Source organism: Mycobacterium colombiense (assembly GCF_001672755.1).
Lineage (GTDB): Bacteria > Actinomycetota > Actinomycetes > Mycobacteriales > Mycobacteriaceae > Mycobacterium > Mycobacterium colombiense_C.
In genome coordinates this window covers 54,744-78,912 of the sequence record NZ_LZKI01000133.1, presented here as the reverse complement: position 1 = coordinate 78,912, position 24,169 = coordinate 54,744, and the positions used below count along the sequence as shown (strand labels likewise).

General features: G+C 69.1%; 24 protein-coding genes. 10 read left to right on the top strand and 14 right to left on the bottom strand.

The window, feature by feature from the left end; translation table 11 throughout:
• Positions 1-89: 89 nt before the first annotated feature.
• Positions 90-1,625, top strand: coding sequence for a serine/threonine-protein kinase (locus A5708_RS19175; RefSeq protein ID WP_065030134.1), 1,536 nt, complete (start codon positions 90-92; stop codon positions 1,623-1,625).
• A 4-nt stretch (positions 1,626-1,629) separates the two neighbouring features.
• On the opposite strand, the gene hisI is transcribed toward A5708_RS19175, so the two are convergent.
• The 8 genes from hisI to hisD all read right to left on the bottom strand — a co-directional run bounded on the left by hisI (position 1,630) and on the right by hisD (position 8,116).
• A complete protein-coding gene (gene hisI, locus A5708_RS19170) occupies positions 1,630-1,977 on the bottom strand; it encodes a phosphoribosyl-AMP cyclohydrolase (protein ID WP_065030133.1) in 348 nt (115 codons plus the stop codon).
• A complete protein-coding gene (gene hisF / locus A5708_RS19165) occupies positions 1,974-2,762 on the bottom strand; it encodes an imidazole glycerol phosphate synthase subunit HisF (RefSeq protein ID WP_065030132.1) in 789 nt (262 codons plus the stop codon). Before hisF ends, hisI begins: the two co-directional genes overlap by 4 nt.
• Position 2,763: 1 nt before the next feature.
• On the bottom strand, positions 2,764-3,564 hold the full coding sequence (locus A5708_RS19160; protein ID WP_065030131.1) for an inositol monophosphatase family protein: 801 nt from the start codon (positions 3,562-3,564) through the stop codon (positions 2,764-2,766).
• A gap of 6 nt (positions 3,565-3,570) precedes the next feature.
• Positions 3,571-4,302, bottom strand: a complete 732-nt coding sequence (priA, locus tag A5708_RS19155; protein ID WP_065030130.1) for a bifunctional 1-(5-phosphoribosyl)-5-((5-phosphoribosylamino)methylideneamino)imidazole-4-carboxamide isomerase/phosphoribosylanthranilate isomerase PriA — start codon at positions 4,300-4,302, stop codon at positions 3,571-3,573.
• Between the two features lie 82 nt (positions 4,303-4,384).
• Positions 4,385-5,008: an imidazole glycerol phosphate synthase subunit HisH gene (gene hisH, locus A5708_RS19150; RefSeq protein ID WP_065030129.1), complete on the bottom strand. Its 624-nt coding sequence runs from the start codon at positions 5,006-5,008 to the stop codon at positions 4,385-4,387.
• On the bottom strand, positions 5,005-5,625 hold the full coding sequence (gene hisB, locus A5708_RS19145) for an imidazoleglycerol-phosphate dehydratase HisB (protein ID WP_065030128.1): 621 nt from the start codon (positions 5,623-5,625) through the stop codon (positions 5,005-5,007). The genes hisH and hisB overlap by 4 nt, the downstream gene beginning before the upstream one ends.
• Positions 5,622-6,773: a histidinol-phosphate transaminase gene (locus A5708_RS19140; protein WP_065030127.1), complete on the bottom strand. Its 1,152-nt coding sequence runs from the start codon at positions 6,771-6,773 to the stop codon at positions 5,622-5,624. The genes hisB and A5708_RS19140 overlap by 4 nt, the downstream gene beginning before the upstream one ends.
• Complete coding sequence (gene hisD, locus A5708_RS19135; RefSeq protein ID WP_065030126.1) at positions 6,770-8,116, bottom strand: histidinol dehydrogenase; 1,347 nt, start codon at positions 8,114-8,116, stop codon at positions 6,770-6,772. The genes A5708_RS19140 and hisD overlap by 4 nt, the downstream gene beginning before the upstream one ends.
• 85 nt (positions 8,117-8,201) lie before the next feature.
• Between hisD and A5708_RS19130 the strand changes: the two genes are divergently transcribed.
• Positions 8,202-8,615 (top strand): nitroreductase family deazaflavin-dependent oxidoreductase, encoded by a 414-nt coding sequence (locus tag A5708_RS19130; protein ID WP_065030125.1) that lies wholly within the window; start codon positions 8,202-8,204, stop codon positions 8,613-8,615.
• 166 nt (positions 8,616-8,781) lie between these two features.
• Here the strand turns inward: A5708_RS19130 and nadC are convergent, their stop codons facing one another.
• The 3 genes from nadC to nadA are packed head-to-tail and all read right to left on the bottom strand — an operon-like array spanning position 8,782 to position 12,265.
• Entirely contained in the window at positions 8,782-9,642 is an 861-nt protein-coding gene (nadC, locus tag A5708_RS19125) for a carboxylating nicotinate-nucleotide diphosphorylase (RefSeq protein ID WP_065030124.1), read from the bottom strand.
• Positions 9,639-11,219: an L-aspartate oxidase gene (locus tag A5708_RS19120; protein ID WP_065030123.1), complete on the bottom strand. Its 1,581-nt coding sequence runs from the start codon at positions 11,217-11,219 to the stop codon at positions 9,639-9,641. The genes nadC and A5708_RS19120 overlap by 4 nt, the downstream gene beginning before the upstream one ends.
• On the bottom strand, positions 11,216-12,265 hold the full coding sequence (nadA, locus tag A5708_RS19115) for a quinolinate synthase NadA (RefSeq protein WP_065030122.1): 1,050 nt from the start codon (positions 12,263-12,265) through the stop codon (positions 11,216-11,218). The genes A5708_RS19120 and nadA overlap by 4 nt, the downstream gene beginning before the upstream one ends.
• 46 nt (positions 12,266-12,311) lie before the next feature.
• On the opposite strand from nadA, the gene A5708_RS19110 reads away from it, so the two are divergent.
• Positions 12,312-13,037 carry an NUDIX hydrolase gene (locus tag A5708_RS19110; RefSeq protein ID WP_065030121.1) on the top strand — a complete coding sequence of 242 codons (726 nt, stop codon included), beginning with the start codon at positions 12,312-12,314 and terminating at the stop codon, positions 13,035-13,037.
• Positions 13,038-13,198: 161 nt separating this feature from the next.
• Positions 13,199-14,539, top strand: coding sequence for a lipase family protein (locus A5708_RS19105; RefSeq protein WP_065030120.1), 1,341 nt, complete (start codon positions 13,199-13,201; stop codon positions 14,537-14,539).
• Here the strand turns inward: A5708_RS19105 and A5708_RS19100 are convergent.
• From A5708_RS19100 to bioB, 3 genes are read right to left on the bottom strand one after another with little or no spacing between them, the layout of a single operon-like run.
• A complete protein-coding gene (locus A5708_RS19100; protein WP_065030119.1) occupies positions 14,534-15,193 on the bottom strand; it encodes a DUF2567 domain-containing protein in 660 nt (219 codons plus the stop codon). The genes A5708_RS19105 and A5708_RS19100 overlap by 6 nt on opposite strands.
• Positions 15,190-15,417, bottom strand: a complete 228-nt coding sequence (locus A5708_RS19095) for a hypothetical protein (protein ID WP_064883538.1) — start codon at positions 15,415-15,417, stop codon at positions 15,190-15,192. Before A5708_RS19095 ends, A5708_RS19100 begins: the two co-directional genes overlap by 4 nt.
• A gap of 29 nt (positions 15,418-15,446) precedes the next feature.
• Complete coding sequence (gene bioB / locus A5708_RS19090; protein WP_065030150.1) at positions 15,447-16,484, bottom strand: biotin synthase BioB; 1,038 nt, start codon at positions 16,482-16,484, stop codon at positions 15,447-15,449.
• Between the two features lie 134 nt (positions 16,485-16,618).
• Between bioB and A5708_RS19085 the strand changes: the two genes are divergently transcribed.
• The 6 genes from A5708_RS19085 (at position 16,619) to A5708_RS19060 (ending at position 24,156) form a co-directional block, all read left to right on the top strand.
• Positions 16,619-16,810 carry a hypothetical protein gene (locus A5708_RS19085; protein ID WP_065030118.1) on the top strand — a complete coding sequence of 64 codons (192 nt, stop codon included), beginning with the start codon at positions 16,619-16,621 and terminating at the stop codon, positions 16,808-16,810.
• 114 nt (positions 16,811-16,924) lie between these two features.
• Positions 16,925-18,757: a hypothetical protein gene (locus A5708_RS19080; protein WP_065030117.1), complete on the top strand. Its 1,833-nt coding sequence runs from the start codon at positions 16,925-16,927 to the stop codon at positions 18,755-18,757.
• Between the two features lie 4 nt (positions 18,758-18,761).
• Positions 18,762-19,124 (top strand): hypothetical protein, encoded by a 363-nt coding sequence (locus A5708_RS19075; protein ID WP_065030116.1) that lies wholly within the window; start codon positions 18,762-18,764, stop codon positions 19,122-19,124.
• A complete protein-coding gene (locus A5708_RS19070; RefSeq protein ID WP_065030115.1) occupies positions 19,121-20,485 on the top strand; it encodes a hypothetical protein in 1,365 nt (454 codons plus the stop codon). Before A5708_RS19075 ends, A5708_RS19070 begins: the two co-directional genes overlap by 4 nt.
• Positions 20,486-20,566: 81 nt before the next feature.
• Positions 20,567-22,747, top strand: a complete 2,181-nt coding sequence (locus A5708_RS19065) for an adenylate/guanylate cyclase domain-containing protein (RefSeq protein WP_065030114.1) — start codon at positions 20,567-20,569, stop codon at positions 22,745-22,747.
• A complete protein-coding gene (locus A5708_RS19060) occupies positions 22,744-24,156 on the top strand; it encodes a mechanosensitive ion channel family protein (protein WP_065030113.1) in 1,413 nt (470 codons plus the stop codon). The genes A5708_RS19065 and A5708_RS19060 overlap by 4 nt, the downstream gene beginning before the upstream one ends.
• Positions 24,157-24,169: the final 13 nt, after the last annotated feature.

Here is a 24,169-nt window from a genome sequence, read left to right as displayed (position 1 = left end):
CGATTGCTGGGCCACGCAACGCCGGCGCCGGACCCGACTCGGTCGCCGATAATCGGTTCCGGCAGCGACGGCGTCAGTAGCATGCTCACATGCCCGACAGCGGTGGCGACGGCGAAGGCCTGACTCCAGGACAGGTGTTTGCCGGCTACACCATCGTTCGACGGCTGGGCGCCGGCGGCATGGGCCAGGTCTATCTGGCCCGGCACCCGCGGCTGCCCCGCCGCGACGCGCTCAAGGTGCTGTCCGGCGAGCTGACCGCGAACGACGAGTTCCGCCAACGCTTCAACCGCGAGGCCGATCTGGCCGCCAGCCTGTACCACGAGCACATCGTCGGCATCCACGACCGCGGCGAGTTCGAGGGAAAGCTGTGGCTGTCGATGGACTACGTGGAGGGCATCGACGTCTCGGAGCTGCTGCGCAGCCGTTATCCCTCCGGCATGCCCAAAGTTGAGGTGATCGAGGTCATTTCGGCGGTCGCCGATGCGCTCGATTACGCCCACTCGCGGGGCCTGCTGCACCGTGACGTCAAACCGGCCAACATCTTGCTGGGCTCGAGTTCTCCTGCCAATCCGCGGCGGCGGATCGTGCTGGCCGACTTCGGCATTGCCCGCGAGCTGGGTGAGATCAGCGGCCTGACCGCGACGAACATGTTGGTGGGGACCACCGCCTACTGCGCGCCCGAGCAACTGCAGGGCGCGGACCTCGATGCGCAGGCCGACCAATACGCGCTGGGGTGCACGGCCTACAACCTGTTGACCGGATCGGCGCCGTTCCATTCCACCAACCCGGCGGTGGTCATCGGCCAGCACCTGTCCGCACCGCCACCGCTGATCAGCCAGCGGCGGCCCGACTTGGCCGAACTCGATCCCGTCATCGCCAGGGCGCTCGCCAAGCACCCGTCCGAGCGCTACGCGTCGTGCGCGGATTTCGCCGCGGCGCTGGCCGGCCGGGCGGACACCGCACCGCCCGAAGCGGTGGGCGCCACCGACATCATCTCCGCGCCAACGGAAGTCATCGCAACACCGCCAACCCCGGAAGTCGCTGCGCCACCGACTCGCGGCGGCCGGGTCGGGGCGGTGGCACTGGTGGTCGTCCTGGTCGCCGCCGCGCTGGTCGCGGTAGCCGCCGTCATCGGGATCCGCCTGCTCAACGGCCACGACGACCGGCCGGAGCCCGGCGCCTCGGCGCCGACGACACGAACCACCGCGAATACCGTTGCGCCGCCGCCGAAGCCGGCCCTGAGGCTGTCCAGCCAGATCACCGATCAATCGGGGGTGCTCGGCCCGCTCGAGCACAACACGGTCGAACGGGCGCTGAACAACCTGCACACGCGCCGCGGCGTTCGACTATGGGTGGTTTACGTCAAAGATTTCGCCGGCCTCAAGCCGTTCCGCTGGGCCGAGGACACCATGCGCGTTAACGGTTTTACCGACACCGACGCGCTATTGGCCGTCGCCACCGAGGAGCGCGCCTTTTCCTTTCGGGTGCCCCGCGCGGCGATCAGCGGAACGGCGATCGATGTCGAAGCCATTCGCCGCGACCGGATCGAACCGGCCGTCGCGCGCCGGGAATGGACCCGCGCCGCGGTGGCCGCGGCCAACGGACTCGATGTAATGCCGGGCTAGGCGGTCATCGCTCCGGCGCCAGCAGCACGTCGGCATCGAAGCAGCTGTGGTCGCCGGTGTGGCAGGCGCCGCCGACCTGGTCGACCGTCAGCAGCACGCTGTCGCCGTCGCAGTCCAGGCGCACCGAGTGGACGTATTGGGTGTGGCCGGACGTCGCCCCCTTGATCCACTGCTCACCGCGGGATCGTGAATAATACGTCGCCTCACGGGTTTCCAGGGTCCGGGCCAGCGCCGCGTCGTCCATCCAGGCGACCATCAGCACGTCACCGCTGCCGCGCTCCTGCACGACGGCGGTGAACAGGCCGTCGGCGTTGCGCTTCAGCCGCGCGGCGATCTGCGGGTCGAGCTTCATCGCACGGTGATCCCTTCTGCGGCCATGGCGGCCTTCACCTGACCGATGGTCAGCTCCCGGAAGTGAAACACGCTGGCCGCCAACACCGCATCGGCGCCGGCCGCGATCGCGGGCGCGAAGTGTTCGGCCGCCCCGGCGCCGCCGCTGGCGATGACGGGCACCGTGACCGCCGACCGCACCGCCTGCAGCATCTCCAAGTCGAACCCGGCCTTGGTGCCGTCGGCGTCCATCGAGTTCAGCAGGATCTCCCCCACCCCCAGATCGGCTCCGCGCGAGGCCCACTCGACGGCGTCCAGCCCGGTGCCCTGCCGCCCGCCATGCGTAGTGACCTCCCAGCCAGACGGCGTCGGCACCGCGCCCGGCGGCACCGTGCGGGCATCGACGGACAGCACGATGCACTGGGATCCGAACTGCCGTGCCATCTCGGCCAGCAGCTCGGGGCGGGCGATCGCGGCGGTGTTGATGGACACCTTGTCGGCGCCCGCACGGAGCAAGACGTCGACGTCGGCCACGGTGCGCACCCCGCCGCCGACGGTCAGCGGAATGAAGACCTGCTCGGCGGTGCGGCGCACCACATCCAGCATGGTGGCCCGCCCGGACGACGACGCGGTCACATCGAGAAAGGTCAGCTCGTCGGCGCCTTCGGCGTCATAGGCGGCCGCGAGTTCCACGGGATCGCCCGCGTCCCGGAGGTTTTCGAAGTTGACGCCCTTGACCACCCGGCCGCCGTCGACGTCCAGACATGGGATCACTCGCACCGCGAGGCCGTGCGGATTCGGGGCCATCTCAGTAGTTCTCCGGTCCGCCGGTGGCGCGCAGTATTTCCAGGATCTCGGCGTGCGCGGCGGGACCGGCCGCCAGCGCGGAATCCGAATCAGGATTCCACGGCTCGCCGGCCAGGTCGGTGACGACGCCGCCGGCGGCCCGGACCAGTGCCACCCCGGCGGCGTGGTCCCACACGTGACCGCCGAAACTTATTGCCGCCCCGAGTATTCCGTCGGCGACAAACGCCAGGTCAAGGCCGGTGGAGCCGTGCATGCGCAGTCGCGAGGAGACCCGGCTGAGGTTCTCCAGCACCGCGATTCGGTAACGCCCCGGGAATCGGCCGCGCGCGTCCGCGCTGAACGACCCGGCGCCGACCAGGGCGTCGGCCAGGTCGACGGCGGCCAGCGGCGGCTGCGGCACCCCGTTCTTGCGCAACGGGCCGCCCGCCACCGCGGTGTAGCGCTGGTCGATGAACGGCAACCAGGTCAGTCCGGCCACCGGGTCACCGTGATTGAGCAGGCCGAGCAGGATTCCGGCCATCGGCGATCCGGCCGCGTAGTTGAAGGTGCCGTCGACGGGATCCAACACCCACACCCATGGCGAGTCGACGGCCGAACCGCCGAATTCCTCGCCGTGCACCCCGATCCCGGTGGCCTCGACGAGTGCGGCGACCACCTCTCGCTCGATCGCGAGATCCACGTCGGTGGCGAAGTCGTTGCCCTTCTTGCGGACCGAGGAATCGGCGCGGTGGCCGGCAAGGAACGGTTCGACCGCATCGTCGAGAATCGCCGACGCCTGCGCCACCAACGTGTGCACGTCCATGCGGCGCTACTCCGCCACCGCGGCCAGCGCCTGAGGCAGGGTGAATCGGCCCGCGTAGAGGGCCTTGCCCACGATGGCGCCCTCGATCCCGCGACCGGTGAGGGTGGCGATCGCGCGCAGGTCATCGAGGCTGGACACGCCGCCGGAGGCGATCACCGGGGCGTCGGTGCGGTCGGCGACGGATGCCAGCAGGTCCAGATTCGGGCCGCCCAGCGTCCCGTCCTTGGTCACGTCCGTGACCACGAACCGCGAACACCCTTGCCCGTCAAGGCGTTCCAGCACCTCCCACAGGTCGCCGCCGTCGGTTTCCCAGCCCCGCCCACGCAGCCGGTGCGCGCCGTCGACGATCTGGACGTCCAGGCCGACGGCGACCTTGTCGCCGTGCTCGCTGATCGCCCGCGCGCACCACTGCGGGTCCTCCAGGGCAGCCGTGCCCAGGTTCACCCGGGCGCAGCCCGTGGCCAGGGCGGCGGCCAGCGAATCGTCGTCGCGGATCCCGCCGGACAGCTCCACCTGCACGTCGAGCTTGCCGACCACCTCGGCCAGCAGTTCGCGGTTGGAGCCGCGGCCGAACGCCGCGTCCAGGTCGACCAGATGGATCCATTCGGCGCCGTCGCGCTGCCAGGTCAGCGCGGCGTCCAGCGCCGAGCCGTATTCGGTTTCACTGCCCGCTTTGCCCTGCACCAGACGCACGGCGCGGCCGTCGACCACGTCGACCGCGGGCAACAAGATCAACACATTCCCTCCTGTGTGCCGAGATCGCAACGCGTTACGCGCGTCCCCGGCTGTTGCTTGGTAGAAAGCGCTTTCGCGAGGTCCTTCACAGTTCCTGGACCCAATTGCTCAACACGGCCGCGCCCGCATCCCCGCTCTTCTCGGGGTGGAATTGGGTGGCCGACAGCGGCCCGTCCTCGACCGCGGCCAGAAATGGACCCTCGTGGGTGGCCCACGTCAGCACCGCCTCGGGCGAACCCTCCCACTGCTGCGCGGCGTAGGAGTGCACGAAGTAGAACCGGGTGTCGGCATCGAGTCCCTTGAACAGGACGGTGCCGGGCCCGGATTCGACGACGTTCCAGCCCATGTGCGGGATGACCGGCGCCTGCAGTCGCGTGACGTAGCCCGGCCACTGACCGCATCCGTCGGTCTCGACACTGAATTCGACGCCGCGGGCGAACAGAATCTGCATGCCGACGCAGACGCCCAGCACCGGGCGCCCGGCGGCGATCCGCTCGGCGATGATGCGCTCGCCGCCGATGTTGCGCAGCCCCGTCATGCAGGCCTCGTAGGCACCGACGCCGGGCACCACCAGGCCGTCGGCGGCGGCCGCGGCATCGGCGTCGGCGGTCACCTCTACCGACGCGCCGACCCGCTCGAGCGCACGCTGAGCCGACCGGAGGTTGCCCGAGCCGTAGTCAAGGACAACAACTTTCTTGAGTGCCGTCACAGAACCCCTTTGGTGGACGGCACGTCCGACACCCGGGGGTCGGACTCGACCGCCTGACGCAGCGCACGGGCAACCGCCTTGTACTGCGCCTCGGTGATGTGGTGCGGGTCGCGCCCGTACAGGACGCGCACGTGCAACGCGATGCGCGCGTTCATCGCCAGCGATTCGAACACGTGCCGGTTGATCACCGTGTGATACGGCACCGAGTTACCGGCAATGGTGGTGTGCTGCAGGTGATCCGGCTCTCCGCTGTGCACGCAATAGGGGCGGCCGGACACGTCGACGGCCGCGTGGGCCAGCGTCTCGTCCATCGGGATGAACGCGTCGCCGAACCGCCGGATGCCCCGTTTGTCGCCCAAGGCCTGGCCGAGCGCCTGCCCCAGCGCGATGGCGGTGTCCTCGATGGTGTGGTGTCCCTCGATTTCGACGTCGCCCTTGGTGCGCACGGTCAGGTCGAAACTGGCGTGACTGCCCAGGGCCGTGAGCATGTGGTCGTAGAACGGCACGCCGGTGTCGATGTCGACCTGGCCGGTGCCGTCCAGGTCGAGTTCGATGACGATGTCGGATTCCTTCGTGCGGCGCTCGATGCGCGCACGACGGGTAGTGGTCGCTGTCACGGTGCTCCTACGGGGCTGGGGGTAACTGGTGCCAGTTCGGTGGCGGCGATCTGGGCGCTGGCGCGCAGGAAGGCGTCGTTCTCCTCGGCCAGTCCGGTGGTGGCGCGCAGATAGCCGGGAATGCCGACGTCGCGGATCAGGACGCCGGCGTCCAGATAACGTTGCCAGGTGGCCGGCGCATCGGCGAATTCGCCGAACAGCACGAAGTTCGCGTCGCTGGGAATCACCCGAAACCCCATGCCGGCCAAGGCGGTTGAGACACGCTCGCGTTCGGCGATCAGCGTCGCCACACTGCCCAGGGTGTCATCGGCGTGCCGCAGCGCGGCGCGGGCGGCGGCCTGGGTGAGCACCGACAGGTGATACGGCAGCCGCACCAGCAGCATCGCGTCGATCACCGCCGGGGTGGCGATCAGGTAGCCCAGCCGGCCGCCGGCGAACGCGAACGCCTTGCTCATGGTGCGCGAGACGATCAGCTTGGTCGGGTACTCCCCCACCAGCTCGACGGCACTGGGCTGCGAAGAGAATTCGCCGTAGGCCTCGTCGACGATCAAAATGCCGGGCACCACGTCGAGCAGCCGCCGCAGGTCCGGCAGCGGAACGCTCTGCCCGGACGGGTTATTCGGGCTGGCGACGAACACCACATCGGGCCGGCGTTCGGCGATGGCGGCCACGGCGGCGTCGACGTCCAGGCCGAAGTCGTCGGCGCGGGCGGCCTGCAGCCATTCGGTGCGGGTGCCGTCGGAGATGATCGGGTGCATCGAATAGGACGGGACGAAACCTATGGCGGTGCGGCCCGGGCCCCCGAAGGCCTGCAGCAGCTGCTGCAGAATCTCATTGGAACCGTTTGCCGCCCAGAGGTTTTCGACTCCGAGCGCAACGCCGGTCTGCGCGCTCAGGTAGGCGGCCAGGTCGGTCCGCAGGGCCACCGCGTCGCGGTCGGGGTAGCGGTGCAGATCGGCGGCGGCCTGGCCCACCGACCGCACCACGTCGTCCACCAGCGCCGTGCTCGGCGGGTGCGGGTTCTCGTTGGTGTTCAGCCGCACCGGTACGTCCAATTGCGGTGCGCCGTAAGGCGATTTACCGCGCAGGTCGTCGCGCAGCGGCAGGTCATCCAGTGTTGGTTGGCGCGTGGGCCTCTCGCCGTTCATCGCTCGAACCTCCGCCGTACCGCTTCGCCGTGCGACGGCAGGTCTTCGGCCTCGGCGAGCGCGATCACATGTCCGGACACGTCCTTGAGGGCCGCCTCGGTGTAGTCGACGACGTGGATGCCGCGCAGGAAGGTCTGCACCGACAGGCCGCTGGAGTGCCGGGCGCTGCCCGCGGTGGGCAGCACGTGATTGGATCCGGCGCAGTAGTCACCGAGGCTCACCGGCGCATACGGGCCGACGAAAATGGCTCCGGCCGAACGGATTCGGCCCGCCACGGCGGGCGCGTCGACGGTCTGGATCTCCAGGTGTTCGGCGGCGTAGGCGTTGACCACTTCGACGCCGGCGTCCAGGTCGTCGACCAGGATGATGGCCGATTGGCGACCGCCCAGTGCGGCAATCACCCGTTCGCGGTGCACGGTCGTCTGCAGCTGGTTGGTCAGCTCCGCGTCGGTGGCGGCGGCCAGGTCCGCGCTGGGGGTGACCAGGACGCTGCCCGCCATCTCGTCGTGCTCGGCCTGACTGATCAGGTCGGCGGCGACGTGCGCCGGATCGGCGGTGTGGTCGGCCAGGATCGCGATCTCGGTCGGGCCGGCTTCGGCGTCGATCCCGACGTGCGACCGGCACAGCCGCTTGGCGGCGGTGACGTAGATGTTGCCCGGCCCGGTGATCATGTCGACGGGCGCCAGCTCGGCGCCGTCGAGGTCGGTGCCGCCGTAGGCCAGCAGCGCCACCGCCTGCGCGCCGCCCACGGCCCACACCTCGTCGACGCCCAGCAGCCGGGCCGCGGCCAGGATCGTCGGGTGCGGCAGGCCATCGAACTGGGCCTGCGGTGGGCTGGCCACCACCAGCGAGGCGACACCGGCGGCCTGGGCCGGCACCACGTTCATCACCACGCTGGAGGGGTAGACGGCGTTGCCGCCGGGCACGTAGAGCCCCACCCGGTCAACCGGGACCCACCGCTCGGTGACGGTCGCGCCCGGGCCGAGGGTGGTCGTGACGTCGGTGCGGCGCTGGTCGGCATGCACAGCGCGGGTGCGATCGATCATCACCCGCAGCGCGTCGGCCACCCTCTCGTCCAGTTCGGCCAGGGCCTTCTCCAGCGCGGCGTCGGGCACCCGGACGGCCGGGGGCCGGACCCCGTCGAACGTGGCGCCGAACTCGCACGCGGCTTCGGCACCGCGCTCGGCGACGGCCTGGACGATCGGCCGGACCTTGGGCAGCACCGCCTCCACGTCGGCGCCGCCGCGGGGCAGCGCCGCCCGCAATCGGGCAGCCGTCAGCTCCGCGCCCCGCAGGTCGATACGGGCCATCGGCGACGGTTGGGTGGTGCTCACGGTGTCCATTGTCCCAGAGGAACTCAAGTCAATATCCGACCGGTACAGTGCCGGTATCGAGGCCATACCCGCGTTGCCGACCCAGGGAGCCGCCATGTCCGCGAAGGATTACCCCAACAATGCCCCGGGCATCCCGATGGTCTTCCCGCCCTGGTTTGAGCGCTTCCAGATCAAATACTTCAACCCGGCACTCAAGCCGATCGTGCGATACCTGCCCGGAACCGCGACGATCAAGCACCGAGGCCGCACCTCCGGCAAGCCCTACGAGACCATCGTGACCACGTATCGCAAGGGCAACACCCTGGCGATCGCGCTGGGCCATGGCAAGACGAATTGGGTGAAGAACGTGCTGGCCGCCGGTGAGGCGGACGTGGAGTTCAGCCGCAACCGGTCGGTGCACCTGATCAACCCGCGAATCCTGCCCGCCGGCTCGGACGGGGGCGGCCTGCCGGGGCTGGCGCGCCTGCAACTGCGCCGGATCGGCGTTTTCGTCGGCGACATCGCCTGAGGCGAGCCCGCGCCTGAGGCGAGCCCGCGCCTGGAGCGCACGCCTAATGCCGCTCGCAGCGTCGAGTGTGCTCTGGCGGCGTGGAGTGTGCGCCCAGGGCGGCGACGCGCCGAGAAGTGGCGCCCACGATGCACACCCGACGGGGCGCGCACCAACGCGGGCCCTTCTACATATCGAGGCCGATGTCGAGCACCCGAACCGAATGGGTCAGCGCGCCGACGGCCAGGTAGTCCACCCCGGTCGCGGCGTATGCGGCGGCGTTCTCCAGGCTGAGCCCGCCCGAGGACTCCAGCAGCACGGCGGGTGCCCGCGCGTCACGGCGCTGCACGGCCATCTGCGTCTGCCACACCGGGAAGTTGTCCAGCAGGATCAGCTCGGGCTTCTCGGGCAGCACCTCGTCCAGCTGCTCGAGTGAATCCACTTCCACCTCGCACGGCAGGTCCGGTGCCGCGTCGCGCACGGCCCGCAGCGCCTCGACCACCGATCCCGCAGCCACCACGTGGTTGTCCTTGATCAGGGCGGCGTCGCCGAGCCCCAGCCGGTGGTTCACGCCGCCACCGACCCGGACGGCGTATTTCTGCAGGACGCGAAGACCGGGCAGCGTTTTGCGGGTATCGCGCACCTGGGCCTTGGTGCCGTGCACGGCGTCCACCCAGTGCGCCGTCGTGGTAGCGATCCCGGACAGGTGGCAGATGAGATTCAGCATGGTCCGCTCGGCGGTCAGCAGGCCGCGGGTCTCGGCGCGCAGCGTCAGCACCGGCTGGCCCCCCTCCAGGCGGGCCCCGTCCTCGACGCGGTCGACCACCTCGTAGGCGCGCGCGCCGAGCACTTCGTCGAGCACCAGCAGCGCGATGTCGATGCCGGCGATCACGCCGGGCTCGCGGGGCACCATCGACGCGGTCGCGACCGCCTCGGCGGGCACCGTGGCCAGGGTGGTGATATCTGGCCCGTAGCGCAGGTCCTCGACCAGGCCCCGCTTGATGGTTTCGCGCGCGGCGGTCAGTTCACAGTCGGACATCGTGGTCATACGACCGCCGCCAACGCCTCCACCAGCACCGCGTTCTGGTCGTCGCCCAGGCGCAGCACGTTGCTGCGTCCCAGTTCGGATGCGGTCTGCGGGTATTCCTCGCGATGGTGGCAGCCCCGGCTCTCGGTGCGGGCCAGCGCCGCGGCCGTGACCGCGCGGGCGGCGACGGCCAGCGCCACGTCCTCGAAGTCGCGGCGGCCGGACACGGGACGCCGCTGCGCCTGCGACAGCACCGTGGACAGTCGGGTCAGTCCGGCGGCATCGCGCACCACCGACGCGTCGCGGCTCATCGCGCGCTGCAGCTCGGCGCGCTCGGGCGCGGTGTGGACGAGCGGTTCGGGCGCGACCGTGTGCACCCGCCCGATCGAGGCGGCATGCGCCGCCGCCACTTTGCCGGCCCGCCCGCCGACCACCAGACCTTCCAGCAGGCTGTTGGACGCCAGCCGGTTGGCACCGTGCAGTCCGGTGCGCGCCACCTCGCCCGCGGCGAACAGCCCGGGCAGTTCGGTCTGGCCGAAGACATCGGTGACGATGCCGCCGCAGCTGTAATGCGCCCCGGGCACAACCGGAATGGGCTGCCGGACGGGATCGATGCCGGCGGCCCGGCAGGCGGCCGTCACCGTCGGGAACCGGTTGGCGAAGTCGCCGATGTGGCGCGCGTCGAGGAAGACGCAGACATCGCCGGTGGCCTTCAGCCGGGCGTCGATGGCCGCGGCGACGACGTCGCGGGGCGCCAGGTCGCCCATCGGGTGAACACCTGCCGTCACCGAATTGCCTTGCCGGTCAATCAGTTTCGCGCCCTCACCGCGGATGGCCTCGGTGACCAACGGACGCCGCCCACTGGCCGCATCGGAGGCGAAGAGCATCGTGGGGTGGAACTGGATGAACTCGAGATCGCTGACCGGGACACCGGCCCACAAGCCCAGCGCGATGCCGTCGCCGGTGGAGCCCTCGGGATTGGTGGTCGCGCCGTACAGGTGCCCGAGGCCGCCCGAGGCCAGGATCACCGACGGCGCGCTGATGATTCCGCACCCCCCGGGGGTGCCGACCAGGACGCCGGTCACGGCCGCACCGTCGTGCAGAACCCGCAGCGCCACATGGCCGGTGCGGATATCCAGGGTGCGCGCGGCGTGGTCGAGGGCCCGCTGCACCTCCGCGCCGGTGGCGTCGCCGCCGGCGTGCACGATGCGTCGCCGGGAGTGTCCACCCTCGCGGGTCAGCGCCCACTTGCCCGGCGCGGCTTCGTCGAAACGTGCTCCGTCGCCGACCAATTCGGCCACGGCCGCGTAGCCGTCGGCGACGATCGAGTAGACCGCCTGGGGGTCGCACAGACCGGCGCCCGCGACCACCGTGTCGGCGACGTGGGCCTCCACCGAATCGTCATTGTCGGGCAGCACCACCGCGATGCCGCCCTGCGCGTAATGCGTCGCGGTCGCCCCGCGGGCCTGGTCGGCCTTGCTCAGCACGACGACACTGCGCCCGGCGCGGTGGGCGGCCAGCGCGGCGGCCAATCCCGCGACGCCGGTACCGACTACGACGACGTCGGCGCTGTGCGTCCACTGGGGACGGGCGGTCACTCGCCACCGCCCGGGTGGCCGATTTCGATCATTCGCTGCACGCTGCGCCGGCCGGCGGCGGCGACATCGGGATCGACATCGACCTCGTCGGCTCCCTCGACGAGGCAGCGCAGCAGCGCGGCCGGGGTGATCATCTTCATGAACTTGCAGGAAGCGCGGTCGTTGACCGCGCGGAAGTCGACTTGCGGTGCGGCGCGGCGCAATTGATACAGCATGCCGACCTCGGTGGCGACCAGCACCTTGCGTGCGTTGGTATGGTTGGCGGCCTCCAGCATGCCGCCGGTGGACAGGATCTTCACCCGGTCCGGCGGGAAGGCGCCCTCACCCGCGAGATACAGGGCCGAAGTGGCACAACCACATTCGGGGTGCACGAAGAGCTCGGCATCGGGGTTGGCGCGGGCCTGGTCGTTGAGTTCGTCGCCGTTGATTCCGGCGTGCACGTGGCATTCGCCCGCCCACACGTGCAGGTTCTCGCGACCGGTCATCCGGCGGACGTGCGCGCCGAGAAACTGATCCGGGCAGAACAGCACCTCGCGGTCGGGGTCGATGGACTCGACGACCTCGACCGCGTTGGACGAGGTGCAGCAGATGTCGGTGAGCGCCTTGACCGCCGCCGTCGTGTTGACGTAGGAGACGACGACCGCACCGGGGTGTTCGTCCTTCCAGGCCCGCAGCTCGTCGGCGGTGATGGAATCGGCCAGCGAGCAGCCGGCGCGCTGGTCCGGGATGAGCACCGTCTTGTCCGGGCTCAGGATCTTGGCCGTCTCGGCCATGAAGTGCACGCCGCAGAACACGATGGTGTCCTCGGGCGCCTCGGCGGCGATCCGCGACAGCGCCAGCGAGTCGCCCACGTGGTCGGCGACGTCCTGGATCTCGGGCAGTTGATAGTTGTGCGCCAGTACGGTGGCGCCGCGCAGCTTGGCCAGGCGGCGAACCTCGGCGGCCCATTGCTCATCACCGGCCACACCGGCGTACCCGGCGGGTGAATTCGTGATGTCGGCGATCATGCTTTCGGCGAGCGTGTCCATGCGATTGATAACCGTCATGGCGGCTCCTTTCAGCCCAGGAGGTTTTCGACTTATAATCGAAAACATGGCCCATGGTAGCACCGCTCACGAAGTGCTCGCGGTCGTGTTCCAGGTTCGCGAAGTGACCGAACAGGTTACGAAGGGACGCCGGGCGGCGAAACCGCAGTTGAACGTGCTGTTATGGCAGCGCGCCCGGGAGCCGCAACAGGGCAAGTGGTCGCTGCCGGGCGGGCAGCTGCGCAACGACGAGGACATGATCACCTCGGTCCGGCGCCAGCTGGCCGAGAAGGTCGACCTCAAAGAGCTGGCCCACCTGGAACAGCTCGCGGTGTTCTCCGACCCGCAGCGGGTGCCGGACACCCGCGTGATCGCGTCCACGTTCCTGGGCCTGGTGCCCTCCCCCGCCAGCCCCGAGCTGCCGCCGGACACCCGCTGGCATCCGGTGAACTCCTTGCCGCCGATGGCCTTCGATCACGGTCAGATGGTGGACAACGCCCGCACCAGGCTGATCGCCAAGCTGTCCTACACCAACATCGGCTTCGCTTTGGCGCCAAGGGAATTCGCGCTTTCCACGCTGCGCGACATCTACGGCGCCGCGCTGGGCTATCAGGTGGACGCGACGAACCTGCAGCGAGTGCTGGCCCGGCGCGGCGTCATCCGGGCGACCGGCACCATCGCACAATCCGGGCGCAGCGGCGGACGTCCGGCGGCGCTGTACCGGTTCACCGACGCGGCGTTGCGGGTCACCGACGAGTTCGCCGCGCTCAGGCCGCCGGGGCTGCCAGGCTAGGCTGACAGAAAAGCGTCATCGGGCGACGCGGGGGCGGTTCGAAATTCAGTAGCGGTCTGATCTGGCCGGAGTGACGAGAAGTCGCTCACACTGCGGCGATTACGTTTTGGTTACCTGCCGTTCGTGCGCGAGAATGCCGGGTGGCCACGAAGGGAGCCTCAATGGCTGAGCTCGGCAACCTCGCAGGCACGCAGGGCGCGGAATGGATCGCCCGGCCGCCGCACGAGGAACTGCAGCACAAGGTGCGTCCGCTGCTGCCCTCGGACGACCCGTTCTACCAGCCGCCGCTGGGCTTCCAGCACGCCGAGCCCGGGACCGTGCTGCGCTCGCGCAACGTCGAGCTGGCGTTCCTCGGCCTGATCCCGCAGCCCATCAAGGCCGTCCAGCTGCTGTACCGGACCATGGACATGAACGGCGAGCCGGAGGCCACCGCCACGACGGTGATCGTCCCCGCCGACCTCGCTCCGGGCCAGTCCTGCCCGCTGCTGTCCTACCAGTGCGCGATCGACGCCGTCTCGTCGCGCTGTTTCCCCTCCTACGCGCTGCGGCGCCGGGCCAAGGCGCTGGGCGCCATCGGCCAGTTCGAGCTTTTCCTGATCGTCGCCGCCGTGGCCGAGGGGTGGGCGGTCTCCGTGCCCGACCACGAAGGCCTGCGCGGCCTGTGGGGCGCGCCCTATGAACCCGGCTACCGCGTCCTGGACGGCATCCGGGCCGCGCGCAACTCGGAGCGCCTCAACCTGTCCGCCACCGCCCCCGTCGGGCTGTGGGGGTACTCCGGTGGCGGACTGGCCAGCGCCTGGGCCGCCGAGATGTGCGCCGAATACGCGCCCGAGCTGAACATCGTCGGCGCGGTGTTGGGCTCACCCGTCGGCGACCTGGGCAACACCTTCCGCCGACTCAACGGCAGCTTCCTGTCCGGGCTTCCCGCGCTGGTGGTGGCCGCGCTCGCGCACATCTACCCCGATCTGGACCGGGTGATCCGGGAGCACACCAACGAGGAGGGGCGCGCCCTGCTGGACTCGCTGGAGAAGATGACGACGGTGGAAGCCGTGGTTCGGATGGCCGGCAAGAACATGGGCGACTACCTCGACCAGCCGCTCGAGCAGATCCTGTCCAGCCCCGAAGTCACCTACGTCTTCGATCACATCAAGCTGGGTGCCGCCGTCCCGACGCCCCCGGTGCTGATCGTGCAGGCCGTGCACGACTACCTGATCGACGTCCACGACATCGACGTGCTCGCCGACGCGTATTCGGCCGGCGGCGCGCACGTCACCTACCACCGCGACGCCTTCAACGAGCACATGATGCTGCATCCGCTGTCGGCGCCGATGACGCTGCGCTGGCTGACAGATCGCTTCGAAGGCCGCCCGCTGACCGAGAACCTGGTCCGCACCACGTGGCCGACGATGTTCAACCCGATGACCTACGTCGGCATGGGCCGGCTGCTGAAGATCGCGGCCAAGGTCGTCACGGGCCGCAAGATCGGCCGCCGCCCGCTATGACACCGGCGCTTCCGCGGCGCCTCCGCCTCCCACCGGCAGCTCGTCGGATGGCCTAGGCTCCGGTGGCAGCGCACCCAGGTCGTCGCGGGCGTCCGCGGCCGCCCGCACGGCGTAGACCAGGGCCGCGATGCCGGCCGGCCACAACAGGGTCACCGCGATCTGCAGCGGACCAGTCGAGAAGAACACCGGCGGCGCCTGCGTGACGTACGCGACCGACGGGCTCTTCGTCAGCGGAACCGCATCGAAGTTCAGGGCGCCGTAGCTCAGCCGAACCAGTCCGGCCCCCACCGCCGAGGCCGCTGCGGCCGCCGCCACCATGCCGCCCGACAGGGCGATGACCATGGCGGGCCCGCGGTGCTCGCGCCACTGCCATACCCCGACCGAGGCGACCACCGCCAGCACCGTCAGCAGCCCCAGCATCAGGGCCGGCGCGACGAAGAAGTGCTCGGACTCGTTGCCCAGATAGTCATGGACGCGCTCGCCCGAACGGGTGAGGGCCACCACGGCGCGAATCGGCGGGGCGATCCACGCCCACACTCCGCCGATCACCAGGCCGGTGGCCGCCGACCCGAGGGCCACGACCAGGAGCGCGCGCAGCCGCGCCCGCCGGGAAACGGTGACGAGAGGCGCATCGGTGTTGGCCGGCTGGGTCACCGCTGCGTCTCCAGATCGCCGGAATCGACCTCACCGTGCCTCGAGCAGCGCGCGCGCCAGCCGTCGGGGCGAACCTGCACCACCATCCGGCGACCGCACGCCGCGCAGAACCGCGGAGGCTCGAGACCCAACTGAGCCGCTGTCGGCACTGAGGTGCCCCCTAATTCCCCGGTGTAGACGTTGTAGACGCCGGCGCTGACCGCTGCGCCCAAATCGCCAACCACAAGTCTCCAACCCTAGCCGCGAAGCCGGCCTACAAGCTGGCGTTGAGGCCCTTGAGGGGCATCTGCAGGTCGTCCAGCAATTCCAGGTCGGATTCGGCGGGCCGGCCCAGCGTGGTCAGGTAGTTGCCGACGATGACGGCGTTGATGCCGCCGAGGATGCCCTTCTTGGCGCCCAGGTCGCCCAGAGTGATCTCCCGGCCGCCGGCGAATCGCAGCATGGTGCGGGGCAGCGCCAGCCGGAACGCGGCCACCGACTTCAGCGCCTCGCTCGCCGGCATGACCTCCAGGTCGCCGAAGGGGGTGCCGGGCCGCGGGTTGAGGAAGTTCAGCGGCACCTCATCGGGACCCAGTTCGGCCAGTTCGGCGGCGAATTCCGCGCGCTGTTCCAGCGTCTCGCCCATGCCGAGGATGCCGCCGCAGCAGACCTCCATGCCGGCGTCACGGACCATCGACAGCGTCTCCCAGCGCTCTTCCCAGCTGTGCGTGGTCACCACGTTGGTGAAGAACGAACGGGCGGTCTCCAGGTTGTGGTTGTAGCGGTGCACGCCCATCTCGGAGAGCTGCTCGACCTGCTCGGCCGTCAGCATCCCCAACGAGCAGGCGATGTTGATCTCGACCTCGTTGCGGATCGCCTCGATACCGGCCGCGACCTGGGCCAGCAGCCGCTCGTCCGGCCCGCGCACGGCGGCCACGATGCAGAATTCGGTGGCGCCGGACTTGGCGGTCTGCTTGGCCGCCTCGACCAGGCTGGGGATGTCGAGCCGCGCGCTGCGCACCGGCGACGCGAACAGACCCGACTGCGAGCAGAAGTGACAGTCCTCCGGGCAGCCGCCGGTCTTCAGGCTGATGATGCCCTCGACCTCGACCTCGGGACCGCACCAGCGCATCCGCACGTCGTGGGCCAGCGCCAACAGTTCGTCGAGGCGGTCGTCGGGCAGCTGCAACACCCGCAGCACCTGGTCCCGGCTCAATCCCTGGCCGTCCTCCAGCACCTGCTGCCGGGCCACCGCCAGGATGTCCTCGTCGTTGCCGGTTTCGGCCGCCGGTCGAGTTGCCGCTTGAGTCACCAGGTACTCCCCTTGCCTCTTTTTCGTGTCCGCGCGTGGGGACACATCTGCCACGTGTGATGGCAGCGGTGAATGAAAGGTGTTCAAAGTAGGGTAACGGCCCAAGTACACGACCTACCTATGGGTATACGACCTTGGTGACTCCGCACGTCGAATTCCTGGCGCACCACTACCTGCTGTTGGCGGCGCCGGCGTTTCTGCCTGCGGTGATCGTCGTCGGGGTGATTTTGTACATCGCGCTGCGCGACCGCAGGGAGGGCCGGCGCACCACGGGCGCCGGCAAGGACGCTTCGCATCCCGACACGCCCGACAAAGAGCGTGATTGACGCGACCTGGATCGGGGCATTAAACAAACAATCACGGACCCTACTTGGCAGTAATAAGCGGTTGACATCAATCGGATCCTCCGGGGCAGCCCGGCGCGGTTGGGAGGCACGACGATGCGGTCGAACGAACTGGTGATTGTTGCTGAGGCACCCGCGCGCGGCGCGGGGCTGAACCAGGTGATCGGGCTGTCGATCGCCGCGGTGGTGATCACGCTGCTGATGCTGTGGGTGGGCCATGCCCATCGCACCCATCGCATTCAGTGGCTGACCCGCGCTGCCGACAAGGTGGGCGAGAAATTCCACCGGCCCAACTGGGTGGCGCTGCCGATCCTGATCTTCACCACGTCGATCATCTGCGCGCTGTTCGGCTTCATCTGGGACGTCAGCTGGCACATCGGCAACGGCCGTGACCCGGGCCCGCTGGCCAACCCGGCGCACTACTTCATCATCATCGGATTGTTCGGGGTGTTCCTGGCCGGCATGGTGTCGGTCGTCCTGCCATTCGACAAGCCCGGCCCCGCGCCGGTGCGCATCACGCGCAACTGGCATGCACCGGTGGGCGGCGTGCTGATGGCCGGCTGCGGACTGTACGCGATGATCGGGTTCCCGCTCGACGACGTCTGGCACCGCATCTTCGGGCAAGATGTAACCCTTTGGGGCCCAACGCATTTGATGATGATCGGCGGCGCCTGCTTCTCACTGTTCGCGGTGCTGATGCTGGAGCGCGAAGGCGAGGCCGACGAAGGCGAGGACGTCTACCACGGCGTTTTCATCACCTTCCTGCGCTACCTGTCCTTCGGCGGAATGTTCATCGGCCTGTCGGTCTACCAGATCGAATATGACTTCGGCGTCGAGCAATTCCGGCTGGTCCTGCAGCCCATGCTGATCGCCGCCGCGGCGGCGCTGGCGGCGGTCGCCGCGCGCATCACCATGGGGCGGGGCGCGGCCCTGATCGCGGCGATCTTCGCCATCGCCCTGCGCGGCGGCGTCGCCCTGCTGGTCGGGCCGATACTGGGCGCCCCGATCAACTGGTTCCCGCTGTATCTCGGCCCGGCGCTGGCCGTCGAGCTGGTCGCGCTGACCCCATTGTTCAAGCGCCCCGTCGTTTTCGGTGCCGTCGCCGGCCTGGGCGTGGGCACCGTCGGGCTGTTGCTGGAATCGCTGTGGATCTCGGCGGTGTACCACTATCCGTGGCCGATCAGCATGTGGGGCGAGGCCCTGGCGATGGCCGTGCCGGTCGCGGTCCTGATGGGGATGTGCGGCGCCCTGTTCGGACTGGTGCTCACCGGGCAGCGGCTGCCGGGCCGGGCCGTCGGCATCTCGGTGGTCGTGGCCACGGTGCTGGTGATCGGTGGCGCCGTCGCCAACGGCCTGCATATCGTCGTGCCGCGGCAGAACAACGCGACCATCCTGCTGACCGACCTGCCGAGTGCACCCGGAAAACGCATGGTGTCGGCCGACATTCAACTCCAGCCCGCCGACATGGTCAGCGAACATCCGGACTGGGTGACGATCCTGTCCTGGCAGGGCCGGATGGAGAACGACCGCGGTCTGCAGATCGACCGTCTCGAGAAGGTCGGGCCCGGCCACTACAAGTCCACCCGGCCGCTGCCGGTCTGGGGTTCGTGGAAGACCCTGTTCCGGGTTCAAGACGGCTACACGATGACCGCGGTGCCGATCTACGAGCCGGCCGACGACGCCATCCCGGCGCCCGAGGTACCGGCGCTGTCGGCGATGAACCGGCCGTTCGTGCAGGAGATCACCATCCTGCAGCGCGAGCGCGACCAGAACGCCCCGGTGTGGTTGTTCACCGCCGGCTCGTTCGTGGTGCTGTTCCTGACGCTGATGGTGATCGCGGGCCTGACCTGGGGTGCGGGCCGGCTCGGCTATGCCGTCACCGAGCCCGAACCGGTCGAGGACAAGCGGCAGATCCCGCGGGCGGCGTGAATCCATGACACTGCGAGCCACACTCATCGCAGCGTGGGCGGCCGCGCTGGTCTGCGGCCTGGTCGGCTGCGCCGGTTCGACCAGTAAATCCCCGGCCGCACCGCTGGTGATCGACGTGACCATCGCGAACGGGCAGGTCACCCCGACCAATGCCACGCTGCAGGCCAAGGTGCATCAGCAGATCACCCTGCACGTGACCAGCGATGCCACCGACGAGCTGCACGTGCATTCGACGCCGGACCACAAGTTCCAGGTCGCTGCCGCTCCCAACCAGACGTTCGGATTCGCCGTTGATGTTCCAGGCAACGTCGCGGTGGAGCTGCACCACCTGGACCGCACCATCGCAACGATCCAAGTGCAGTCGTGAGCTCCGCCGCCGCGGCGGTGGTGCTCGCGCACGGTCTCGGCGGGTCGGGTGACCTTCCGGTGCCCTACGCCTACGCGATGGTCGGGGCGGCATGGGCGCTGACCTTCACGTTCGCCTTAGTGGCGTTCGCGTGGCGGCAACCGCGGTTCGATCCGCTCAAACCGGGCCGGCCCCTGCCGGCGGCGCTGACGACGTTCGTCGACTCCCGGGTGACCCGGTGGACGGCGGCCACGGTGGCGCTGGTGTTCGCGGCGTGGGCGTTGGCCGCCGGGGTGTGGGGCCCCGAATCGGAGTCCAACGCGCTGCTCGGTGCGTTCTATGTGCTGCTGTGGGTTGGGCTGGTGGCGCTGTCGCTGGCCATCGGGCCGGTGTGGCGGGTGATCTCGCCGATGCGCACGGTGTATCTGCTGCTGCGTCGCGTCGTCCCGGAGCGCCTCGGTCGGCCTCGGCTGTCCTACCCCGAGGGCTGGGGCTACCGGCCCGCCGCGTTCGGCCTGTTCGCCTTCGTCTGGATGGAGCTGGCCAGCCCGAACTCGGCTTCACTGCCGTGGGTCATGACGTGGATAGCCGCCTACGCCGCGCTGATGCTGGTCGGCGCCTGGCTGTGCGGCCAGCGCTGGCTGGCCCGCGCCGACCCGTTCGGCGTGTACAGCATGGCCGTCTCCCGGCTTTCGCCGTTTCGGCGCAACCCGGAGACCGGAAAGATCGTCTTCGGAAACCCGCTCGACCATCTGCCGTCGCTGCCGGTGCGGCCGGGCGTCGTGGTGCTGCTGGCGGTGCTGCTGGGGTCGACGGCGTTCGACAGCTTCTCGTCGTCGCCGACGTGGCGCGGCTTCTCCGATCAGCTCACCCGTGAATTCGGCGCTCCCCCGACACCGGCATCGTCGATACTGCGCACCGTCGGACTGATCGTCTTCATTTGCGTTGTGGCAGTGACATTTTCACTTGCGGCACGCGCCACCGGGGGGGTCACCGCGGAGCGACGGCGCGAATTGCCCGGCGAGATGGCTCATTCACTGATCCCGATCGTCGTCGGCTACATCTTCGCGCACTACCTGTCCTATCTGGTGGAGCGCGGACAGCAGGCGGTGTTCGCGCTGGCCGACCCGTTCGGCCACGGGTGGAATCTGCTCGGCCTGGCGCATCTGCACGTGGCCTACGTCTTATCCATGCACCCGCCGGTGCTGGCCGCGATCAAGGTGACCTGCGTGGTCACCGGGCACATCGTCGCGGTGATCGCGGCCCACGACAAAGCCCTGCGGCTGCTGCCCGCCGGGCATCAGCTCACCGGCCAGCTGACGATGATGCTGGTGATGGTCGGCTACACCTTCACCGGTTTGTATTTGCTCTTCGGGGGGTAGGCGTCGGGGCGTGCGCTTCCTAACGCCATCGCGAGAAGCGGCGCCATGGCGTCGAGGGTCGACCCGACACACGGTCGGTTGATGCGCCCGACCGAGTCGGTTCCCCCGGACGAGCAGGACCCGGCCCGGAAGATTAGGCGTCGCCCACGAGCGCTGTCCTGGATCAGCATTCAGTCCAAGGTGATGCTGATGCTGCTGGTGTCGAGCCTGGCGTCGCTGGGAGTGATCGGGACCGTCGAGTACGTCGCGGCGCGCAACGCGCTGTTGCCGGCGGCGTCGGAGCGGATGACGCAGCTGCGTGAGGCGCAGAAGCGCGCGATCGAGACACTGTTCTCGGACCTGTCTGATTCTCTGGTGGTCTACAGCCGCGGGTCCACAGCGCTGGACGCGGTGCAGGCGTTCACGGCCGGATTCGATCAGCTGGCCAACGCGTCCGTCGACCCCGGGCAGCAGCAGGCGCTGGTGGACTTCTACAACGAGCGGCTGATCAAACCGTTGGAGCGCGACACCGGGAACAAGCTGGCGCTGGATGCCGTGCTGCCCAGCAACAACTCGCAGCGGTATCTGCAGGCGCACTACACCGTTGCGGCGCATGGGTCTTCGAACGGGTCCGCGCCCGACGACGCCGGCGACGGCAGCGCCTGGTCGGCCGCCAACGCCCGATTCAACGACTACTTCCGCGAGATCGCCACCCGCTTCGAATACCGCGACGCGCTGTTGCTCGACACCCGCGGCAACGTGGTCTACACCGTGCGGAAAAGCGCCTCGCTCGGCACCAACGTCCTCACCGGCCCGTATCGCCAGTCGATTCTGCGCGGCGCGTACGAGAAGGCCATGGCCGCGAACTCGGTGAACTTCGTGTGGATCACCGACTTTCAGCCGTATCAGCCCCAGCTGGGTCAGCCCATCGCGTGGCTGGTCGCGCCGATCGGCCCGCCGGGCAAACCGGCCGGAGTGCTGGCGCTGCCGCTGCCGATCGCGAAGGTGAATCGGATCATGACCGCCGACAAGCAGTGGCGGGCGGCGGGGATGGGCCAGACCGCCGAGACCTATCTGGCGGGCCCGGACAACCTGATGCGCTCCGACTCGCGGCTGTTCCTGGAAGACCCGCAGCGATATCGGCGTGAGGCGCTGGCCGCCGGCGCTCGCCGCGAGACCGTCGACACCGCGATCAGATGGGGCGGCACCACGCTGGTCCAGCCCGTCGCCACCTCGGCCGTGCGCGCCGCGCAACGCGGCGAGACCGGAACGGTGACCGACACCGGTTATCTGGGCCGACGAGAGCTCGCGTCCTACGCCCCGTTGTCGCTGCCGAATTCCGACCTGCACTGGTCGATCGTGGCGACCAGGGAAACCTCCGAGGCCAACGCCCGGGTGGCGTCGCTGACCCAGACGCTGATATTGACCACCACAGCAATGGTTTTCGTCATCTGCGTGGCCGCGCTGCTGGTCGCCCAAATATTCGTGCGGCCCATTCGCAGGTTGCAGGCCGGGGCCCGCGAGATCAGCGCCGGCAACTACGACGTCGCGATCCCGGTCACCTCACGCGATGAGATCGGCGAGCTGATGGCCGCTTTCAACGACATGAGCCGCAACCTGCAGATCAAAGAGGAACTGCTGACCGAACAGCGCAAGGAGAACGACCGGCTGCTCGCGTCGCTGATGCCCGAACCGGTTGCCCAGCGTTACCGCGAGGGCGAACAAACCATCGCCGAGGAACACCAGGACGTCACGGTCATCTTCGCCGACATCGTCGGCCTCGACGACATCTCCGGCAAACTCTCCGGCCGCGAGCTGGTGGGCATCGTCGACGAACTGATCCGCGAACTCGACTCGGCAGCGGAATCCCTTGGCATCGAGCCGATTCGCACGCTGCACAACGGCTACCTGGCCAGCTGCGGCCTGAACTTTCCCCGGCTGGACAGCGTCCACCGCACCGTCGAATTCGCCGTGGAGATGCAAGACATCATCGCGCGCTTCAACAGCAAGACCGGCTACCACCTGGCCCTGCGGGCCGGCATCCACACCGGCAACGTGATCAGCGGACTGGTCGGGCGATCCAGCATCGTCTACGACATGTGGGGTGCGGCCGTCAACCTGGCGCATCAGACACGCAGCAGCACAACACAATCGGGAATCTATGTCACCGCGAAGGTCTACGAGGTGATGCACGACATCCGGCGATTCACCCCGGCCGGCACCATCACCGTCGGCGGCGTCGAGCAGCAGATCTGGAAGCTCTCGGAAGGGCAGGGGCAATGAAAACCTTTGACTCACCATCGCTGTACTGGGCCGCCGGGGTGATATTCGGCCTGCCGCTGCTGCTGATCGCCCTCACCGAATGGCACCAGAGCCTCGTGCGCAAGGAGAGTCCGCTGGCGCGGCCCGTCCTGCTGATGCGCAGCTACCTTGTTCCGCTGGGCGCACTGCTGGTGTTGCTGGTGAATGTGGCCAGGATGCCGGCCCAGTTCACGTCGGTTCGGGTGCTGGCGACGGTGTTCGGTTTCGTGGTGCTGGTGCTCCTGTTATCCGGGCTCAACGCAACGGTTTTCGAGGGCGCACCGCAGGGCTCCTGGCGCCAGCGGATCCCGGGCATCTTCCTCGACGTGACCCGGTTCGTGCTGATCGGAGTCGGACTGGCGGTCATCTTCTCCTACGTGTGGGGCGTGCGCGTCGGCGGGCTCTTCACCGCGCTGGGAGTCACCTCGGTGGTCATCGGCCTGATGCTGCAGAACTCCGTCGGCCAGATCGTGTCCGGGCTGTTCATGTTGTTCGAGCAGCCGTTCCGGATCGGTGACTGGCTGGACACCCCGTCGGCGCGGGGCCGGATCGTGGAGGCGAACTGGCGGTCCGTGCACATCGAATCCGGCCGCGGGCTGCAGATCACCCCGAACTCGGTGCTGGCCACCACCTCGTTCACCAATCTCAGCCGCCCGCCCGGCGGGCACCAATTGGCAATCACCACAACCTTTTCCGAGATCGACCCGCCCGATCGGGTGTGCGCGCTGTTGGAGCGGGTCGCCAACGCGTTGCCGCAGCGCAGGCCTGACGCGGTGGCGACCTCGGCGCCGACCGGGGACGCCGAATATCGGGTCACCGTCGGGCTGAAGTCGCCCGCGGACGACTCGGCCGCGCAAGCGGCGTTTCTGCGCTGGCTGTGGTACGCGGCGCGGCGCGACGGTCTACACCTGAACGGCGCCGAGGACGACATCTCCACGACCGAGCGCATCGAGAAGGCGGTACGGACGGTGGTGGCGCCTGCGTTGCGGCTCAGCCAACCGGATCAGCAGGCATTGGTGTCGCACGCGAAAATCGTTCGCTACGGGGCCAATGAGATCGTCGAGCACGCCGGTCGCGTTCCGGCGGGGATGACGTTCCTGATCGAGGGCGGCGTGCGGTTGACCGCGACCGCCACGGACGGATCGGTCGTCGCGGTCGGCGGGCTGGACGAGGGCTCGTTCCTGGGTGTCACCGCCCTGACCCGCCAGCCCAACCTCGCCGACGCGCAGGCCATCGACGAGGTGACCGCGCTGGAGATCGATCGCGATCACCTGGTCGAGCTCGTGATGGACAAGCCGCTGCTGCTGCAAGACCTGGGCCGCACCATCGACGAGCGGCGCGCCAGGGTGCGGGCGGCCACCGCGCCGGAGCTCGCGACGACGGGCCACTGACCCGACGGTGGTG

Coding starts and splice junctions, on each gene's coding strand:
- A5708_RS19175 (WP_065030134.1), top strand. CDS start 90: ATGCCCGACAGCGGTGGCGACGGCGAAGGCCTGACTCCAGGACAGGTG.
- hisI (WP_065030133.1), bottom strand. CDS start 1,977: ATGAAGCTCGACCCGCAGATCGCCGCGCGGCTGAAGCGCAACGCCGAC.
- hisF (WP_065030132.1), bottom strand. CDS start 2,762: ATGGCCCCGAATCCGCACGGCCTCGCGGTGCGAGTGATCCCATGTCTG.
- A5708_RS19160 (WP_065030131.1), bottom strand. CDS start 3,564: ATGGACGTGCACACGTTGGTGGCGCAGGCGTCGGCGATTCTCGACGAT.
- A5708_RS19140 (WP_065030127.1), bottom strand. CDS start 6,773: ATGAACGGCGAGAGGCCCACGCGCCAACCAACACTGGATGACCTGCCG.
- hisD (WP_065030126.1), bottom strand. CDS start 8,116: ATGGACACCGTGAGCACCACCCAACCGTCGCCGATGGCCCGTATCGAC.
- A5708_RS19130 (WP_065030125.1), top strand. CDS start 8,202: ATGTCCGCGAAGGATTACCCCAACAATGCCCCGGGCATCCCGATGGTC.
- nadC (WP_065030124.1), bottom strand. CDS start 9,642: ATGACCACGATGTCCGACTGTGAACTGACCGCCGCGCGCGAAACCATC.
- nadA (WP_065030122.1), bottom strand. CDS start 12,265: ATGACGGTTATCAATCGCATGGACACGCTCGCCGAAAGCATGATCGCC.
- A5708_RS19110 (WP_065030121.1), top strand. CDS start 12,312: ATGGCCCATGGTAGCACCGCTCACGAAGTGCTCGCGGTCGTGTTCCAG.
- A5708_RS19105 (WP_065030120.1), top strand. CDS start 13,199: ATGGCTGAGCTCGGCAACCTCGCAGGCACGCAGGGCGCGGAATGGATC.
- A5708_RS19080 (WP_065030117.1), top strand. CDS start 16,925: ATGCGGTCGAACGAACTGGTGATTGTTGCTGAGGCACCCGCGCGCGGC.
- A5708_RS19075 (WP_065030116.1), top strand. CDS start 18,762: ATGACACTGCGAGCCACACTCATCGCAGCGTGGGCGGCCGCGCTGGTC.
- A5708_RS19065 (WP_065030114.1), top strand. CDS start 20,567: ATGCGCCCGACCGAGTCGGTTCCCCCGGACGAGCAGGACCCGGCCCGG.
- A5708_RS19060 (WP_065030113.1), top strand. CDS start 22,744: ATGAAAACCTTTGACTCACCATCGCTGTACTGGGCCGCCGGGGTGATA.